The sequence below is a fragment of the Streptomyces sirii genome (assembly GCF_045690365.1).
Taxonomy (GTDB): Bacteria; Actinomycetota; Actinomycetes; order Streptomycetales; family Streptomycetaceae; genus Streptomyces; species Streptomyces sirii.
This window is the reverse complement of sequence record NZ_CP147982.1, coordinates 248784-265169: the sequence shown is the minus strand read 5'-3', so window position 1 is coordinate 265169 and position 16386 is coordinate 248784. Positions and strand designations below refer to the sequence as shown.

General features: G+C 67.9%; 15 protein-coding genes and 2 pseudogenes. 10 read left to right on the top strand and 7 right to left on the bottom strand.

Going from position 1 to position 16386, the window contains the following annotated elements; translation table 11 throughout:
- Positions 1-240 precede the first annotated feature (240 nt).
- Positions 241-2340, bottom strand: coding sequence for a SpoIIE family protein phosphatase (locus WAB15_RS01290; RefSeq protein ID WP_407284944.1), 2100 nt, complete (start codon positions 2338-2340; stop codon positions 241-243).
- A 438-nt stretch (positions 2341-2778) separates the two neighbouring features.
- Positions 2779-4116: a PLP-dependent aminotransferase family protein gene (locus WAB15_RS01285; RefSeq protein ID WP_407284943.1), complete on the bottom strand. Its 1338-nt coding sequence runs from the start codon at positions 4114-4116 to the stop codon at positions 2779-2781.
- A 96-nt stretch (positions 4117-4212) separates the two neighbouring features.
- On the opposite strand from WAB15_RS01285, the gene WAB15_RS01280 reads away from it, so the two are divergent.
- Entirely contained in the window at positions 4213-4836 is a 624-nt protein-coding gene (locus WAB15_RS01280) for a DJ-1/PfpI family protein (protein ID WP_407284942.1), read from the top strand.
- A 214-nt stretch (positions 4837-5050) separates the two neighbouring features.
- Here WAB15_RS01280 and WAB15_RS01275 read toward each other — a convergent pair whose 3' ends face one another.
- Entirely contained in the window at positions 5051-5305 is a 255-nt protein-coding gene (locus tag WAB15_RS01275) for a hypothetical protein (protein ID WP_407284941.1), read from the bottom strand.
- Between the two features lie 497 nt (positions 5306-5802).
- Here WAB15_RS01275 and WAB15_RS01270 point away from each other — a divergent pair.
- Both WAB15_RS01270 and WAB15_RS01265 read left to right on the top strand, forming a co-directional pair.
- Positions 5803-6051, top strand: a pseudogene (locus tag WAB15_RS01270) (tyrosine-type recombinase/integrase); the annotation flags it as partial.
- Positions 6052-6478: 427 nt separating this feature from the next.
- Positions 6479-8275 carry a VanW family protein gene (locus tag WAB15_RS01265; protein WP_407284940.1) on the top strand — a complete coding sequence of 599 codons (1797 nt, stop codon included), beginning with the start codon at positions 6479-6481 and terminating at the stop codon, positions 8273-8275.
- Positions 8276-8294: 19 nt separating this feature from the next.
- On the opposite strand, the gene WAB15_RS01260 is transcribed toward WAB15_RS01265, so the two are convergent.
- The 3 genes from WAB15_RS01260 to WAB15_RS01250 all read right to left on the bottom strand — a co-directional run bounded on the left by WAB15_RS01260 (position 8295) and on the right by WAB15_RS01250 (position 11118).
- Positions 8295-8456, bottom strand: coding sequence for a metal-sensing transcriptional repressor (locus WAB15_RS01260; RefSeq protein WP_407284939.1), 162 nt, complete (start codon positions 8454-8456; stop codon positions 8295-8297).
- A 1071-nt stretch (positions 8457-9527) separates the two neighbouring features.
- Positions 9528-10595 carry a ferritin-like domain-containing protein gene (locus WAB15_RS01255; RefSeq protein ID WP_407284938.1) on the bottom strand — a complete coding sequence of 356 codons (1068 nt, stop codon included), beginning with the start codon at positions 10593-10595 and terminating at the stop codon, positions 9528-9530.
- A 97-nt stretch (positions 10596-10692) separates the two neighbouring features.
- Positions 10693-11118, bottom strand: a complete 426-nt coding sequence (locus WAB15_RS01250; RefSeq protein WP_407284937.1) for a BTAD domain-containing putative transcriptional regulator — start codon at positions 11116-11118, stop codon at positions 10693-10695.
- Between the two features lie 280 nt (positions 11119-11398).
- On the opposite strand from WAB15_RS01250, the gene WAB15_RS01245 reads away from it, so the two are divergent.
- The 4 genes from WAB15_RS01245 (at position 11399) to WAB15_RS01230 (ending at position 13433) form a co-directional block, all read left to right on the top strand.
- A complete protein-coding gene (locus tag WAB15_RS01245) occupies positions 11399-12121 on the top strand; it encodes an NAD(P)/FAD-dependent oxidoreductase (RefSeq protein WP_407284936.1) in 723 nt (240 codons plus the stop codon).
- A 128-nt stretch (positions 12122-12249) separates the two neighbouring features.
- Positions 12250-12606, top strand: coding sequence for a hypothetical protein (locus WAB15_RS01240; protein ID WP_407284935.1), 357 nt, complete (start codon positions 12250-12252; stop codon positions 12604-12606).
- A gap of 147 nt (positions 12607-12753) precedes the next feature.
- Positions 12754-12894 carry a hypothetical protein gene (locus WAB15_RS01235; protein ID WP_407284934.1) on the top strand — a complete coding sequence of 47 codons (141 nt, stop codon included), beginning with the start codon at positions 12754-12756 and terminating at the stop codon, positions 12892-12894.
- A gap of 95 nt (positions 12895-12989) precedes the next feature.
- A complete protein-coding gene (locus WAB15_RS01230) occupies positions 12990-13433 on the top strand; it encodes a DUF6789 family protein (protein WP_407289138.1) in 444 nt (147 codons plus the stop codon).
- Positions 13434-13451: 18 nt separating this feature from the next.
- On the opposite strand, the pseudogene WAB15_RS01225 reads toward WAB15_RS01230, so the two are convergent.
- Positions 13452-13907, bottom strand: a pseudogene (locus WAB15_RS01225) (transposase); the annotation flags it as partial.
- Between the two features lie 113 nt (positions 13908-14020).
- On the opposite strand from WAB15_RS01225, the gene WAB15_RS01220 reads away from it, so the two are divergent.
- From WAB15_RS01220 to WAB15_RS01210, 3 genes are all read left to right on the top strand, one after another.
- Positions 14021-14410: a hypothetical protein gene (locus WAB15_RS01220; protein WP_037743720.1), complete on the top strand. Its 390-nt coding sequence runs from the start codon at positions 14021-14023 to the stop codon at positions 14408-14410.
- 709 nt (positions 14411-15119) lie between these two features.
- Positions 15120-15851: an SDR family oxidoreductase gene (locus WAB15_RS01215; RefSeq protein WP_407284933.1), complete on the top strand. Its 732-nt coding sequence runs from the start codon at positions 15120-15122 to the stop codon at positions 15849-15851.
- A 29-nt stretch (positions 15852-15880) separates the two neighbouring features.
- Positions 15881-16327 carry a cupin domain-containing protein gene (locus tag WAB15_RS01210; RefSeq protein ID WP_407284932.1) on the top strand — a complete coding sequence of 149 codons (447 nt, stop codon included), beginning with the start codon at positions 15881-15883 and terminating at the stop codon, positions 16325-16327.
- Positions 16328-16386: the final 59 nt, after the last annotated feature.

Genomic DNA, 16386 nt, shown 5'->3' with positions numbered 1-16386 from the left:
AGCAGTCCCGTCGAACGCGTGCCGTTCGCCGACGGAGCTGCGCGGAAATACTCCGAGCGTGAGTAACACCGGTTCTCGTTGTCTTTCGGGCCTTTATGCAGGGGACGGTCAAGCCAGTCCGGCAAGACAGGGGCCCGGTCGCCCGTCAACTCAATCTTCCATCGGAGCTTTCCTGCGAATCCGGGCCGTGCAACCGTGATCCGACATCAATAGGAAGCCGTCCTGAAGCAGGTGGGTGTGCTATTCCCCCGTGAGAGCGTCAGCCTCCGCGAAGGGCTGCATGCGTGCGATGAGCACGGCGACGTCATCCGGGTCGGCGGGAAGCCGGAGTTCGTGAAGGAGTCGGTCGCAGGTTTCCTCCAGGGTGCGGTCGGGTGCGTCGAGCAGGTGCAGGAGGGTGTTGAGGCGTTCGTCGATGGGGTGATGGCGGACCTCGACGAGTCCGTCGGTGTACAGGACCAGCCGATCACCAGAGCCGACGGGGAAGGTCGTCGTCACGAAGGGGACGCCGCCGACCCCGAGAGGGGTACCGGTCGGCAGGTCGAGCAGCTCCGGGTGTTGGCCGCTGCGCACCAGGACGGGGGGCAGATGGCCGGCGGTGGAGATGTGGCACTCCGCGCGGCGAGGATCGTAGACGGCATAGACGCAGGTGGCTATGTACTGCTCAAGTCCTGAGGTGATCTTGTCGAGGTGTTGGAGGACTTGGGCGGGGTCGAGGTCGAGGTCGGCGAAATCGCTGGTGCCGGTGCGCAGGCGGCCCATGGTGACGGCGGCGTCGATGCCGCTGCCCATGACGTCGCCCACGACCAGTGCGGTCTTGTCGCCGTCGAGCGGGAGGACGTCGTACCAGTCGCCGCCGACTTCGTAGGCGGCTTGTGCGGGCCGGTAGCGGGAGGCGACCTCCAGGCCGGGGAGGTGGGGTGGGTGGTCGGGGAGCAGGCTGCGCTGAAGGGTCTCGGAGGCGTTGCGCACCGTCTGGTGTGAGCGGGCGTTGTCGATGCACACGGCGGCGCGGGAGGCCAGTTCGCCGGCGAGGGCGAGGTCGTCCTCGGTGAAGGGCTGTGGGTTGCGGGCGCGGCTCAGGCCCAGGAAGCCGAGGATCTGGCCGCGGGCGGTGAGCGGGAGCAGCATGTAGGAGTGCACGCCGGCGCGGGTCAGCACCGTGGCGGCGCGGTCGTCGCGGGCGATGCGGGCCAGGGTGGTGCCATCTATGTGGGAGATCAGGATCGGCCGGCCGGTGCGTACGCATTCGGTGGGCAGGCGGTCGGCGTCGTAGGAAGCGATCTGGCCGGGCGGGTCGGCGGCCTGGACGGCTTCGGTGACATAGGCGGCGTGCACCGCGAGGGCGCGGAAGAGTGCGGCGCCGTCGCCCGGGGGCGGGCGGTGCTCGTCGAGGACGGAGTCGAGGACGTCGACCGTGGCCATGTCGGCGATCTCGGGAACGGTGACGCCGGCCAGCTCGCGGGCGGTCTGCCCCACCTCCAGGGTGGTGCCGATATGGGCGGAGCCGTCGGCGATCAGCGCCAGACGCCGACGGGCCTCGGCGGCCTCCGTGGCCGCCTGATAACGGTCGGTGACATCCACCACCACGTCCGCCACCCCGAGCACCCGGCCCTGGGGATCGTCCAGCCGGTACAGCGAGATAGACCAGGCGTGCAGGTGTGGGTCGGCGGGGGTGTGGCCGACGATGGTGTACTCGTCGACCAGGGGAGCCCCGGTCTCCAGGACCTGCCGCATCCCGGCCTCCGGTCCCTCGAACTTCGTCGAGGTCATGATCTCGCGGTAGTGCCGGCCCAGATGGTCTTCCGCGGGAATGCCGTGCATCCGCTCCAGAGCGGGGTTGACGGCCACGTACCGCAGAGCGGTATCGAGGATCGCCAGCCCTATGGGGGACTGGGAAATCAGCCGAGTGGACAGGGCGAGGTCCCGTTCGACCTCCCGAAGCGTTGACCTGTCGGTGGCCAGGCCGAGGGCGTAGAAGTCGCCGAGGCCGTCCAGGAGCCGCATGTTGCGGAACTCCACCAAGCGAGTGCTGCCGTCCTTGTGCCGGATGGGGAATGCCCCGGCCCACCGCTCCCCGGTGTCCATGACCTCGGCGAACAGCTTGATCATCAGATCCCAGTGCTGTTCGTGGACGAGCAGCGGCGCAGCGTACTGCCCGAGCGCCTCCTCAGCGGTATAGCCGAACAGTTCCTCGGCCTCCGGGCTCCACAAGTCGATCCGCCCCTCGGCATCCAGCAGCACCGCGGCAACACCGAGCAGATCCATCAGCCCACTCGGCTGCGACGACCGTCCCTCGGGCCGGCCGGATTCAGCCGGCCGCCCATCGGCTGCGCTCACACGGGCACTCCTTCCATGTGCCGGACCACAAGGGCCTCCGCTCGCGCCAGCCCGTGGCCTGCCCCGTACCTATGGAGTGCTTTGGCTTCCATGGTCCACCTTGGAGCGGCCAACCGCGCACGCACTGGACCAGGATGGTCCCCACGCTTTCCCAACTTGATCATCCGTCGTGAGCACTGCCTGGAGCCAGCGGCGCACCTCATAGGTCACGGTCTGGCTTTGGGAGTCCCAGGTATGCGCGGACGGCGGCGTTGTCGCCCGTTGCGTCAGCAAGGCGGGCGGCAGCGTCGAAGGAGTAGGTGTACAACACCCCGTCACGGCCACCGGGCATCGAAGTCTCGGGTCGCAGGCCGACCGGGTTTCCCCAAGCCTCCAGTGCCGACGACCCTTCGTACACGGACGCCGGTGCGGGCAGGAACCAGCTGATCGAAGGGGAACTCAAGCGTAGGCGTCCTCGACAGCGACTCGCCGCACGGTACGCAGCGTCGACTGGAGACTGTCCAGATCGGTCGAGCCCAGAGCGAGGCGGATCGCCTGGGGTGTGTGCATCGAGGTGGTGAACGGCTCGGCCGTGGATACCGAGATGTGCTGACGCGCGAGGGTGGCGGTCAGGCGATCGGCGCGTGCGTCGTCGGGCAGTGGCAGCCATGTGAAGTAGGACGAGGGGTGGCTGATCAACGGCAGGCCCGCCAGCTCTTGTCCGGCGAGTGCTTGGCGGGCCTTGGCGTCGTCTCGTTTCTGCGCTTCCAAGTGGTCCACCGTGCCGTCCTCGAGCCAGCGGCAGGCGATCGCGGTGGTGAGGGCCGGGGTGTTCCAGGTGGTCGCCCGAATCGCGCGTTCGAGCGACGGCACCACAGATGGCGGTGCGACGACGAAGCCGACCCGGAGGCCGGTAGCGACGCTCTTGGACAGCCCCGAGACGTAGACGGTGATGTCCGGCGCGGTTGCAGCCAGAGGCGGTGGAGGGTCCTCCACCAAGTAGGCGTAGGAGGCGTCTTCGATGATGACAGGACCGTGCTGTCGAGCGATCTCGATGAGGCGGGTTCGGTCAGTTGCCGGCATGACCCAGCCCAGAGGGTTGTGCAAGGTGGGCATGGTGTAGATCGCGCGCACAGGCCGGGTCGCGCACAGCTTCTCGAGGACCTCAAGATTCGGCCCGTTGGCCGTTGCGGGTATGGGCTCCAGGTCGAGATGAAAGGCATGCGCGAGCACCTTGAAACCCGGGTAGGTGAGTGCGTCGACCGCGACGACGTCGCCGGCGTTGAGCGCGGCCATGACGGTGATGGCCAGGCCGTGCTGCGCACCGTTGACGATGAGGATCTGATCCGCGTCAGTGGTGATTCCTCGACGCCTCAGGTGCCGCGCGATCGAGGCTCTGTCCTGGGGACGCCCTCGATGCGGTTGGTAGCGCAACAGCGAGTCGATATCACCAGAGGTGGCCACCTCTCGCAGAGCCTGCCGAAGGAGATCGGCTTGCCCAGGCAGCGACGGATAGTTGAAGTTGAGGTCGACTGCATCCGTAGCGACGACCTGCTGATCGATGCCGTGACCGGCGGGAACCGCGATGTCACGCACGAACGTGCCGCGGCCCTGTTCCCGGCTCACCAGTCCCATCGCTTCCAGCCCGGCGTACACCCGGGTCGCGGTTACCACGGCGATGCCCTCATGGGCGGCGAGCCCGCGGTGTGTCGGCAGTCGTGCACCCGCGGCGAGCCGTCCGGTCCGGATGTCGGATGCGAGCGCGTCGACCAGCATTTTGTACCGCGGAGCTGCCATGGAGCGGATTGTATGCATGACAATTCTTTGACTGTCCTGTTCGTGGGTCCTTACCGTCAAGATCCACCCACCGACCCACCCGGAAGGACAGTCGCTGTGCACATCGCCATCCTCACCTTCGAGGGCTACAACGAGCTCGACTCCCTGATCGCACTCGGTGTTCTCAACCGGATCAAGTCCGACGACTGGCGCGTCACCATCGCCACCCCCAGCCCCAAGGTGACGTCGATGAACGGGGTGATCATCGAGCAGATGTCCACCCTCGAGGAGGCGTGCGCCGCTGACGCCGTCATCGTCGGCAGTGGCATCGCCACCCGCGAGGTCGTCGAAGACCCAGCGATCATGAACATCCTGCGCCGCCTGGACCCGTCGCGCCAACTCATCGCGGCACAGTGCTCCGGCGCGCTCGTCCTGGCCAAGCTCGGCCTGCTCAACGACATCCCGGCCTGCACCGACCTGACCACCAGGCCCTGGGTCATCGCCGCCGGCGTCGAGGTACTCAACCAGCCCTTCTACGCCAAGGACAACCTCGCCACCGCCGGCGGCTGCCTGGCCTCGCACTACCTCGCTGCCTGGATCATCGCTCGCCTCGAGGGCGACGACGCCGCCGAAGGCGCGCTGCACTATGTCGCCCCGGTCGGCGAGAAAGAGGAATACATCGAGCGCGCCTGGCGCAACATCACCCCCTACCTGCCCGCTCCTACCTCGGCGCTCGTCTGAACAACCAGTCGCAAGCAGTGACCTTGGCCAGGAAGCCACGCCCTCGGCAGCCTGACCGGTCGTTCGCGGCCCCAACACCTACCCGACTCTTGGACGGTGTCCTGTGTGGTGAGTCGGATGAGGCGTTTGCACGTTCGCTGGATTCGATGCCTTTGCGCGCGACATGGACGCCAATGCGCTTGCCACGTAGCCATTTCCGCAGGTGTGGGAACGTTCAGGTCTTGTCGGCGGCGCGGTCCGGGGCGCCCGCCGCCCAGGCGTCGAGGAAGTCCCGCGCGGTGGCGCGGACCTCGACCGCGCTGGGCGGGCCGGTCTTCGGTGCGGGTTGGTTCTCGCCTGAGGCGCTGTCGCTCGTGCTCATGAGGCTGTACGCGCCGTACCCGGCGGCCCCCACCGTCGCGGCGATCGCCCCGGCGATGACGGCGACCTTCGCGCCGCTGCGCTTCGGCTTGAAACCGCGACTCCCCATTGGAGAAACTCCCGAAGTATCTCGATTCTCTCTTAGACGACGGGTTAAGAGCGTCTGCGCGGCGCACTCTAAACACGCTGAGATCTGCGTGTCGAGCCACGTAGGGATCCTCCGGGCTCCCTGGAGCGGACGTTCGGCATAAGCCGGGGAGAAGTAGGTGAATTCCTATGTCTGGGTGCCCGGTGGGCTCCCATCAGGGAATTTGCTTCTGGGTGGAGTCGATTTACGCGCTCGGGCTCTGTGGTCGTGATGTGCGCCACCGCAAGTGATCCATCGGGTGCAGTGCGTCCAACGGCTGTGACCAGAATTGCCGAGGGGTTGACTACGGGCTTCTCGCCGCGTCGGGCAGAAATGAGGCACGGAGTTGCGTTTAGTACATTCACGCATGTCGTCCACGACTCAGAGATGAATCGGATGCCGTCGCAGCTGCAGCCCCACAAGGGCTTGACGAGGAGCGGTCAGCCGAGCCGGTCCGCTTTGACCTCGGCCAGTGCGCGGACTGGTTCGCCGAGCCGGGCCCGGAGGGCCTGGTCTTCATCGGAAAGCGCGGCGCGCCCTTCCGCCGGTCCACCTTCGGACGCAAGTACCGCAAGGCACGGAAGAAGGTCGGCCTGCCCGACGACTTCCGCTTCTACGACCTGCGGGGCACCGGCAACACCCTTGCCGCCGACACGGGCGCCAAGCTGAAGGACCTCATTGTCCGCGTCGGCCACTCCAGCGAGCGGGCCCAGCTGATCTACCAGCACCCTCGTCGTGCCTGCCTCGGCCGCTGCAATGCCAGGGGGTGTTCGCAGGTGCATCGTTGTAGGCGTCCCAGCAGTGCGTGACGCAGATCACAAAGAATGCGTCTCGCGATTTGAGGCGCCGGGCCATCGGATCGCTCCCGAGGAGCTTGCGGATGCCAACTCTGTGCGTCAGTCGGCGTCCGAGTCCGTACCCAGACCGGTCATGAGCTTCTTTGCGAGATGGCGAGCGTCTCCGTGTGTGGCGGCGGCCTCGCCGGGGCTTGCGCTCGTCGTCGGCGCCGTCGCGGCCTCCGCCGCAGCGGTGCCCGGCATCGCGCGGGTGTGGATCTTATCGAGCCTTTATATGCCCCCTCACTACGGTCGCTAAGCCCGATTTGTGGCATGAAGTGCCTCTGTGTGACGAGGCGGCCACTTACAAGGAGATTCAGTGCATCTGCCACCCCGCCCTGGCCTGCCCGCCGACGGCACGAGGCCCGCCCGTCGCCGCATCCACCGGATCGCGCTCCTGGCAGGGGCCGCAGCCACCGGCTTCGGCGCTCTTTACGTGACGGGTCTGCTGGCTTCCGGTGATGATGTGCCGGCGGGGACGCGGGTGCGTGGGGTGGACATCGGGGGGCTGAGCCGCTCACAGGCCCAGGAGAGGCTGGACCAGCAGATAGGCAGGACGTGGCCGGAGCGGGTGAAGGTGCGCATCGGCGGATCTACCGCCACCATCGACGCGCGTGCGGCCGGCTTCTCCCTGGACAGTGCGCAGACCGTCGCCCGTGCCGCGCGGGCGGGCGCCGACCCGCTGACCGTGATCGGCCGCCTGCTCACCAGCGGTGACCGCGACATCGAACCGGTGATCCGCGCTGACGAGGCGAAGACCCTCGCGGTGCTGACCAAGACGGCCACGCAGTACGACAGCACGCCCCGGAACGGCGCGATCACCTTCGAGCAGGGCAAGCCGGTGCCCGTAGAGCACCGCAACGGGCAGTCCCTCGATGTGCGCGGCGCGGCCGAAGCGCTGAGCTCGGCAGTCCTCAGCCGGCAGGCGGGACCGGTCGCGCTGCCGGTCCGGCAGCGCGAACCCGCCGTCGACGCGGCAGAAGTGAACCGCGCCATGACGCAGTTCGCCAGGCCCGCGATGTCGGCCCCGGTCACGGTGACCGTAGCCGGACGGCAGATACCCATCAGCCCCGTGACGGTCGGCAAACACCTCACGATGAAACCAGACGAGACCAACCGGCTCATCCCCGAACTCGACGGCAAGGCGCTCCTGCAGGATCCGGCGGTGGCCCGCCCCCTGGCACCAGTCACCGGCAAGGTGGCCGACGCGAAACTGCGCCTGGACGGCGACCGGGTGGTGGCCTCGGACGCCAAAACCGGCCGGGAGGTCACCGCCAAGGGGCTTGAGCAAGCCGTGCTGCCCCTGCTGACCAGGACCGGGGCGGCCCGTACCGCAGCGCTGGCCGCCAAGGAGACACGGCCCAAGCTCACCCGTGACGCCGTCGAACGACTGGGCATCAAGGAGAAGATGTCCACCTTCACGGTCAACTTCGAGCGCGCCCCGTACCGCACAACGAACATCGGCCGCGCCGCGGAACTGATCAACGGGTCGGTCGTGCTTCCCGGCAAGACCTGGAGCCTGAACCGCACCGTCGGTGAGCGGACCAAGGCCAACGGCTTCGTGGACGGCATCATCATCCAGAACGACCAGTACACCAAGGCGCCCGGGGGCGGCGTCTCCACCGTCGCCACCACCGTCTTCAACGCCCTCTTCTTCGCAGGCGTCAAACCGCTGGAGCACGGGGCGCACTCGTTCTACATCGAGCGCTACCCGGAAGGCCGGGAGGCAACGGTCGTCTGGGGCAGTCTCGACCTGAAGTTCAACAACGACTCGGGCAACGCCATCTACATCCAGGCCAGCGCTACGGACACCTCCGTCACGGTCAGCTTCCTCGGCACCAAGAGATACGACTCCGTCGAAGCGGTCACGGGCCCTCGCACCAACGTGAAACAGCCGGGAAGCCGCCCCGGGGCCGCGAAGAACTGTTTGCCGCAGACGCCGCTCGAAGGCTTCGACGTCAATGTCGACCGGGTCTTCCGGTCTGACGGCAAGGAAGTCAAGCGAGAGACGTTCAAGACCCACTACGTGCCTCGCGACGAAGTCACCTGCGGGCCGGAAACCGCTGACCGACCGGTCAACGACAGCCGCTCGGCTGCTTCCCCACGTGAACGGTGAGACCTGGTGCGCGGGGCAGTCACCTACGCGGCGAGCGGCGCAGGGCGAGGGTGAGTTCGTCTAGCTTGACCATGCGGGTCACCCCGCGTACCTGGCCCTCGATTTGGTGGAGCCGGGCGAGGTGGTCGCTCGGTGCCGGGTCCGAGGCAGGGGCGTGTGCGTGCTCAGGGATGACAGCCATCCACTGTCCCCTCCATTGTGTGTGCCGCCCACGGCTGGTGTGCGGGAGCGCTCGGGGTTGGGCCTGTTCGCGGGTGCATGGTTACGGCTCACCCAGCGCCACACAGGACAGTCGAGACGTCAGTCAGAGCTCGGGTCAGACCCGCCAGCGGCGTCACCGCGTCACATCCTCACTGTCAGAGATAGGAGACCGGGACACGGCTGAGGCCGTGTCCCGTGCGCGAGCGCGGGTGTCCCGTCCTGTACACAAAGACGGCTCCAGCGCTGCGAGTTCCCTATTCGCTTCCGTGCGCCCCCGCGCTACGGCTGCTGTGCTGGGAGCATGGGTGGGCGCTGTCCCGGGCCGGGGTCTGACTCATGAAAACTCTGACCGCGGTGTCTTACGCGCTGTGTCGATCGTTGGCCGGGCGCGGGGCCGCCGCCCGGGCTGTCTGCGCCGGGCTCGTGCTCTGTGGCTTCACGATTGAAGCTGGGATTCTCCGCGGTCTTAGAGGTCGCGCAGATAGGCCCGGTGGGGGGCCTCGGCAGCAAAGCCGGCACAGGTCTTGGCGATCACGGAATTGCGACGCTCTGTGATCACCGGGGGGACCTGCGCCTGTACTGCAGCATGGCTGACCGAACCCCTCATGGACGGCCAGCGCGGCGGGTTGCGTGCCGCATCGCGCCGCCGGAGCATGGCCCGTATGGCCTGTCCGGTGGTTACCGGACCGTGTGGCACGCAGAGGCCATATCGGTGGTGCCGCTGGAGGGCCTAAGCGCCTGCGTCAGGCGCTTGCGGCGCTCGGCTTCGGGAAGCCCTTGCAGATCCGGGAGCAGGGGGACGAGCCCGTCGCGGATATCGGCCGCCAGTTGTGGCAGTGGGGCGGCTGCCATCAGCGGGCCCGAGGGGGTGAGGGACGTCCAACGGATCGTCGCCTTCTCCGCCCGTGGACGCGCAAGGGAGGTCACGTCGCCGGGCGGGTGGGGGATCGGAACGTGTCCGACGCTAACCCCGGTCACAAACCACCCGGGGCGCCGAACCGGTGCCCTTTTCACTTGCGCGGCAGGGGCGCGTACGGGAGGCGCGAACCCGTCAGGGAGTCACGTAGAGGAACTCCGGCCCGTAGTTCTTGCCGCCGCCGGGGAGCGGGCGCGCCATCAGCTGTTGTGCGGGGTCCTGCAGCACGGACATCTGTGCGATCGCCTCGAACAGAAACCCCTCCGCCTCGCCCGCGTCGTCCCGCCGCCAGGCATCCTGCAGCAGACGCAGCAACTTGCTGTACGCCTGGTTGAACTCGTCGAGGAGCTGTGTCGTCCCTGCGTCCGGTGCGGAAGGTCCCGTCCGGGGCCAGCCCCCAGCGGGAACGATCCCCATCGGCAGGGTGTCCGGCATCGGGATCTCCGCTCCCGTGAACTCGAACTTCCCGGTGCCGGGGTTCTTCCTGAGCCTGCGCTTGTGGAAGATCTCCCGGAAGGCGTAGTAGTGGGCGAGCTCTCCCGCCGCCCCAGGGTGCGGGTTCTCGGGCGACGCGGACGTGCCCTCGCCCTGTTCCTTGATCACGCCGATGGCCTTCTCGACGGCGGCGAGCGTGGCGAGGGACACGACGGGGTTCCCCGCGCCGTGACCGAAGTGCAGGGTCAGCTGCCGGGCACCGGTGATCCGCTCCGGGTGCGCACGGAACGCCTCCAGGAGCGCGGTGTAGAAGGCCCCGATCGACGGGTGCGGCGCCGCGACCTTCGCGAGCGGCTGGTCCGGCTGCTCGATGAGGGAGTACATCTCCGCCGCGTCCGTCGTCAGCCCGCTGAGGAAGACCGTGAGTTCGGGCCGCACGCCTCCCGGCAGAGGCCCCGGGTACGTCGGCACCACCGACGCGTCGTCGAGCGCGGGAGTCCCGCCGAGCGTGGTGAGCAGGTTGCACGCCAGACCGAAGTGCGACATCTCGTCGAAGACGATCTCGCGCAGCGCGCGGAGGACGGAGCCGTCCCCGGTCGATGTGTCGATCGACCACATGCCGCACAGATACGGGGGGAGCGTGGCGAGTTCCAGCAGGATCGCCTGCTGCGCCGCGTCCCGCATCCAGTCGGCGTCACGCCGCTCCGCGGGCTGCTCCATCAGTTCGACGATCCGGTTCTTGCTCCGGGCATACGGAAGCGTGTTCACCACCGGTCTCCTTCCGGTCGGGTCCCACCCTCCTCAGAGGGTGGAAGCGGTCCGTCCCCCCGCCGTCATCGCGCCCTCCCGTCATCGTTTCGTCCCGTCACTGTTCTGTCTGGGGAATCATCCGCGCGAACCGCACGGATGGTTCGATACCGAGCGCCGCGCGCAGCAGGTGCCGAAAGGCGTGACAGTGCCGGAGGGCCTCGTGCAGGTTGCCCTCGGCGAGATGCGCGGAGACCACGGCCCGGTGGGCGCTCTCGCGGAGCGGCTCGATGCGGATGCTCGCCAGCGCCGCCTCCAGGGCGAGGGCGGGCAGGCCCTGCCGCGCCAGCCGCTCTGAGAGCGTGTCGAGGGCGTGCAGGCGCAGTTGGCGCAACCACTCCCGTTCGAGGACGACCCAGTCGTCGTCCCAGTCGGGCAGGAGGTCCCCGCCGTTCTGCAGGCCGAGGAGCGTTTGGTCGTCGTCGAGGGGCCCGTGCGCGTGCATGACGTCGAGCGCGGATTCCACGAGGTCGTGGGCGTCCACGCTCACTCCGTCGGCGATACCGATCGTCTCCGGGGTGCAGTGGATCAGCGCCTGGTCGTCCCGCGGAAGAGGGGTTCATCTGCCGTCCTGCAGGGTGGTCCCGAGACCGGGATTTCGCTCTTCACCGCCATCACCCATGGTAGGGAGAACCACGGCCGGCGGCGCGTCGCCGCGACGCGTACGACATGCGGGAGGGGGCGCGGGAGAGGAGGATGAAAGGGGCAGGGGAACGGTTCGCCGACGGGGGAGACGCCTTCCTCCGATCGCCGGGACGGAACTGGTGGCCGAACTGTTCGACCTCGTCCATGACGTCGTCCACTTCTATCCGCGGCTGCACGGGCCGCAGCCCAGATTCGTGATCGTGCACGCGGGTGAGCGGCTGCTGCCGGAGCTGTCGCCGATGCTCGGCCTGTACGCGCAGCGCAAACTCGGCGGACGTGGCATCGAGTTCCGTCTCGGGGCGCGCGTGAGCAAGGCCACCGCCGAGGACATCACGCTGGACTCCGGCGAGACTATCCCCAGCCGCACCCTGGCCTGGACGGCGGGCAACCGGCCGAACCCGTTGGTGCAGCAGGTCATGCAGCCGCCGTTCGCCGTGGAGCCCACCATGCAGGTCCCCGGCACCCCCGGCCTGTGGGCGCTGGGCGACTGCGCGAGGATCCCCGACCCGACGGGCGGGGTCTACCCGCCGACCGCGCAGCACGCGATCCGCGAAGGCAAGGCGGTGGCAAGGAACATCGCCGCGGTCCTCGGCGGACGCCGTCCCGTCCCGTTCCGCTTCGGCGGGCTCGGCGTGCTGGTCTCGCTGGGGCACCGCACGGCGGCCGGCGAAATCGGCGGCCGACGGGTCTCCGGTTTCCTCGCCTGGGTCCTGTGGCGCTCGGTCTATCTGAGCAAGCTGCCCAGTGTGGAGAAACGGCTGCGCGTGCTCGCCGACAGGACCCTCGACCTGGTCTTCCCCAGGGACATCGCCCTCTCGACCAAGGATGACCGTCATGCCTAACACCGTCATGCGCAACGCTGGATTCGGAGCCCCCGCAGGCCTCGCAGGAGGCCTGGTCTTCGGCGCGGTGATGGTGCAGATCGGGTTCCTGCCCACCGTCGCGGCGATCGTCAGAACCGACTCGCTTCGTGGGCTTCGCCGTCCACCTGCTGATCGCGGCAATCATCGGGAGCATCTTCGGCGTGCTGGTGGCGCGCCAGCGCGAGCTGCTGTTGTGGGGACTCGCGTACGGCGTGCTGTGGTGGTTCCTCGGGCCGTTGACGCTGCTGCCGATCCTGCTGGGCGAGCCTGTGGCCTGGGACGTGGCGACGGCGCAGGACTTGATACCCAGCCTGCTCGGCCACCTGGCCTACGGAGCGTCCACGGCCGCAGTGCTCGCCTGCTGGTGTGCGCGTCGGTCGCCGGGCTGCTCGTCGCCCCGGTACTCGACCTCGGATGGAACGGGCCGATCGTCGGTGCGACGGTCGGCGCCTCGTACGCGATGATCTTCGGCGAACCCCGAGGGCAGCGGCCCCGCCCTGATCCGCGGCGCCGCCTTCGGGTTCGTGTGGTGGGTGCTCGCGGCGGTGACGGTCTCGCCGCTGCTTGACGGCCGCGGGCTTCAGTGGTCGCCAGCCGCGGTGCGTGCCGCTGTGGCGGATCTGCCCCGCTATGTGTTGCTCGGGGCCGGTGCAGCCCTGCTGATCTGCTGGCTGGGCGGTCTGTCGCGGGCGGTGTTCTCCGATGACGTACGCCATGCCCTGGAGGGACGCCTGGCGGCCGGGGGTGGGTGATCTCGATCTGGCACGGCGTCATCGCCGGGCTGGCCGGCGGCGTGATCTTCACCGGCGTCATGGTCGCCGTGTGATTCCTACCGACCCTCGCGTCTCTGGTCGGCTCGGACTCCGCGGTCGTGGGCCTCGTCATCCACCTGCTGATCTCCCAGGTCGTCGGCGTCACCTACGCGGTCTTCTTCCGCCGTCGCAGCTTCGATGCGGCCTCGGTGATCGGCTGGGGCGTTTCCTACGGCTTCCTGTGGTGGATCCCGGGCAACCTGACGCTGCTTCCCCTGCTGCTCGGCGCCGCACCCCAGTGGAGCGCCGCCGCACTGGCTGTTTCCTTCCCCTCCCTCGTCAGCCACCTCGCCTACGGCGCCGTGCTCGGCCCGGTGTACCAGCGGCTGGAGGAGCGGGTCGGCCCATGGCACCTGACCCGCAGCGAGGCGACCGCCGCCCGGGTGGCCGCGCGTCACGAGCAGACGCTGAGCGCGGCCCCCGCTCTGTGCAGCCTGACCACCTGCGTGGCCCTGCTCATCCCGATCCTGGTGTCCTAGATGATCTAGTCCAAGGGGTCAGTGATCGTAGGCGATCAGTGAGCGTAGGACGGTTTGTCCGGTGGCGTCGTTGTGCCCGATCGCGGCGGTCAGCGCGAGGATGCGTTGCATGACGCGGGCTATGACACCTCCGGGTGTGCGCCCTCGGTGCCGTTCGAGGTCAAGCTGTCCCTTGAAGGTCTCGTTGATCGATTCGATGACCTGTCGCAGCGGCTTGAACAGGGCTGCGCCAGGCCGTTCCCGTTCACCTTTACGGGCAGGCCGCAGCAACTGGACTCCATGCTCGGACAGTTCGCGTTCGAAACCACGGCCGAAGTAGTTCTTGTCGCCGATGAGAGTCTGTCGGGGGCGCTCTCGCAGAAGCTCGCATTCGGCTGCCAGGAGGTCAAGGAGGGTCTCGCGTTCGTCGGCCTTGGCCCCGGTCAGGGCGAAGGCGATGGGCAGGCCCTGAAGGGTGCAGACCAGGTGCAGTCGTCGCATAGAGTGCCGTCGCGAGGGTGTCCACGTCGTTCGTCACAAAACGAACTTGGACACCCTCGTTCTCGTCTCCGCAGGCACCCCTTGGACCACACCACCAGGAGGAACCAGTGTCATACCCGCAACTGCTCACCCCCGAGGAGAAGCTCGCCGACGCGAAGAAGCTGTTGAGCCTCCCGCGTATCGTCGTGATCTGCGGCTCCACCCGCTTCATGACCGAGATGAACGAGGCCGATCTGCGGGAGACCAAAGCCGGAAAGATTGTCGTCAAACCGGGCTGTGACATGAAGTCGCCGCACGAACTTTGGTCCGATCCTGTCGAGGCCGAGGCGCTGAAGGTTCGACTCGACGATCTGCACCGGGCGAAGATCCGGCTCGCTGATGAGGTGCTCGTAGTCGGCGACTACATCGGAGACAGCACCCGAGCCGAGATCGCCTACGCCCGGTCGCTGGGCAAGCCCGTGCGGTTCACGCACCCCGAAGTCGACCCTGACGCCTGACCGCCCGCTGCCACCCTGACAACCAGGGCCGGCAGCCCGCCGCCTGACCGTCTCGCGGTGGCTTCGGCCGCCGCCCACCCCACACCCTCCGCAGGCATCCCTTGGAATTGATCATCTAGTACTCCAACGGTGGTTGCCGTGACGGTTGGGCAGGCCGGGCGTTGGTCTGGTCATGGCTGGGGACCTTGCTGGTCAGGGTGTGGGCCGGTGAACTGGACGCTGTGCATGACTGGTTCGTGCATCGGTTTTCCAGGACGGAGCCGCGGGCGTCGGCACTTGCCTAGATGTGGGGACTGATCGCCCCACCGCGTCCACCTCGGCCTCGCCGAGATCAGACGCCTGATCACGCGCCTCACACACCGCCAACCCGCACCCGTCGACCACATCCTGCACTGGTCACACTGGCGCCGCAGACGCCAACACCAAGCCCGCATCAGTCACTACACACGACGCGGACACAGCTCATAGAACTGCCCATCACATCAGCACAAACACCGTTGCAGTATTAGGTGGTGTCTCTCCGATGATGGAAGGGCGTCGCGGCAACCAGCAGCGTTCCCAGGGATGGCCCTTGCGTCAAGCGCCATCAGCGATGACGTAAGCACGCAGCGTCACCAGCATGCCGGCAGTGCACGGCCCAGCGTGCGCCAGGCACTGCATCGCCGCAATCTGGACGCATGGCCTATCGGTGCGCGACGAAAGGTGACCAATGAAGTTCGCAGTCATCGGCGGTACCGGTTTGATCGGGTCGCAGGTCGTGAAAAAGCTGAACGCCGCCGGGCACGAGGCCGTGCCGCACTCGCTGTCCACAGGTGTCGACGTGATCACCGGCCAGGGCGTGGAGGAGGCGGTGACCGGAGCCGACGGCGTCGTCAATCTGACGAATTCCCCGACCTTCGACGACGCCTCTCCCGCCTTCTTCCAGACCTCGATGGACAACCTCGTGGCCGCCGGCCACAAGGGCGGGGTGGGGCGCTTCGTCATCCTCTCGATCGTCGGCGCGGACCAGGTGCCCGACCTCGCCTACTACCGTGCCAAGGTCCTGCAGGAGGACATCCTCAAGGCCGGGCCGATCCCCTATTCGATCGTCCGCGCCACCCAGTTCATGGAGTTCATCAACGCCTTCATGTCCTGGTCCACCGAGGGCGACACCGTCCGCCTGCCCACCACCCCACTCCAGCCGATCGCCGCGCAGGACGTCTCCGACACCGTCGCCGAAGTCGCCGCCGGTAGCCCTTTGAACGGAACCCTCAACGTCGGCGGGCCCGACGTCCATCCCCTCGACGAACTCGGCCGGATCACCCTGAACGCCCGACCCGACGGCCGCACGGTCGTCACCGACGACACCGCCGGCATGTTCGCCGCCGTCGACGGCGATGTGCTCACCACCAAGGGCGACGCACGCATCGCCCCCACCCACTACACCGACTGGCTCACCTGACCCGGCCGGCCGGCACTGGAGACCTCGCCATGTCGAACAACGAACAGGCGGCAGGCAGCGCCAGGAGCCAACCGCGCTCGGAAGCATGGAAGTCGGCGCTCACTGTGCTGCAGTCGGCGAAACCGCCGTTCGTTCCGGAGGGGGCGGAGGCGATGACGGTACTCGTCGAGTTCCCTCCCGGCGATCCCGGCACCCCTCCGCACCGGCACTCGGGACCTGCCTTCGGCTACATGCTGGAGGGGGAGATGCTCTTCGAGCTGGAAGGTGAGCCGGAGCGGGTGATCAAGGCCGGGGAGACGTTCTGGGAGCCGGGCGGCGATGTCATCCACTACCAGGACGGAAACAACCGGACAGACTCCCCGAGCCGCTTCCTCGTCACCATGATGTGCGCACCGGGTCAGCCCATGCTCACTCTCGTCGACGACGAAGAACTGGCCCGGCGCCGGCACCTACGAGCTCCCCACCCAGGCACTTGACCCGCCACTGACAGCCGGGACTGACCGCGATGAGCTGTGGGGCGTCGCCCCAGTGCCCC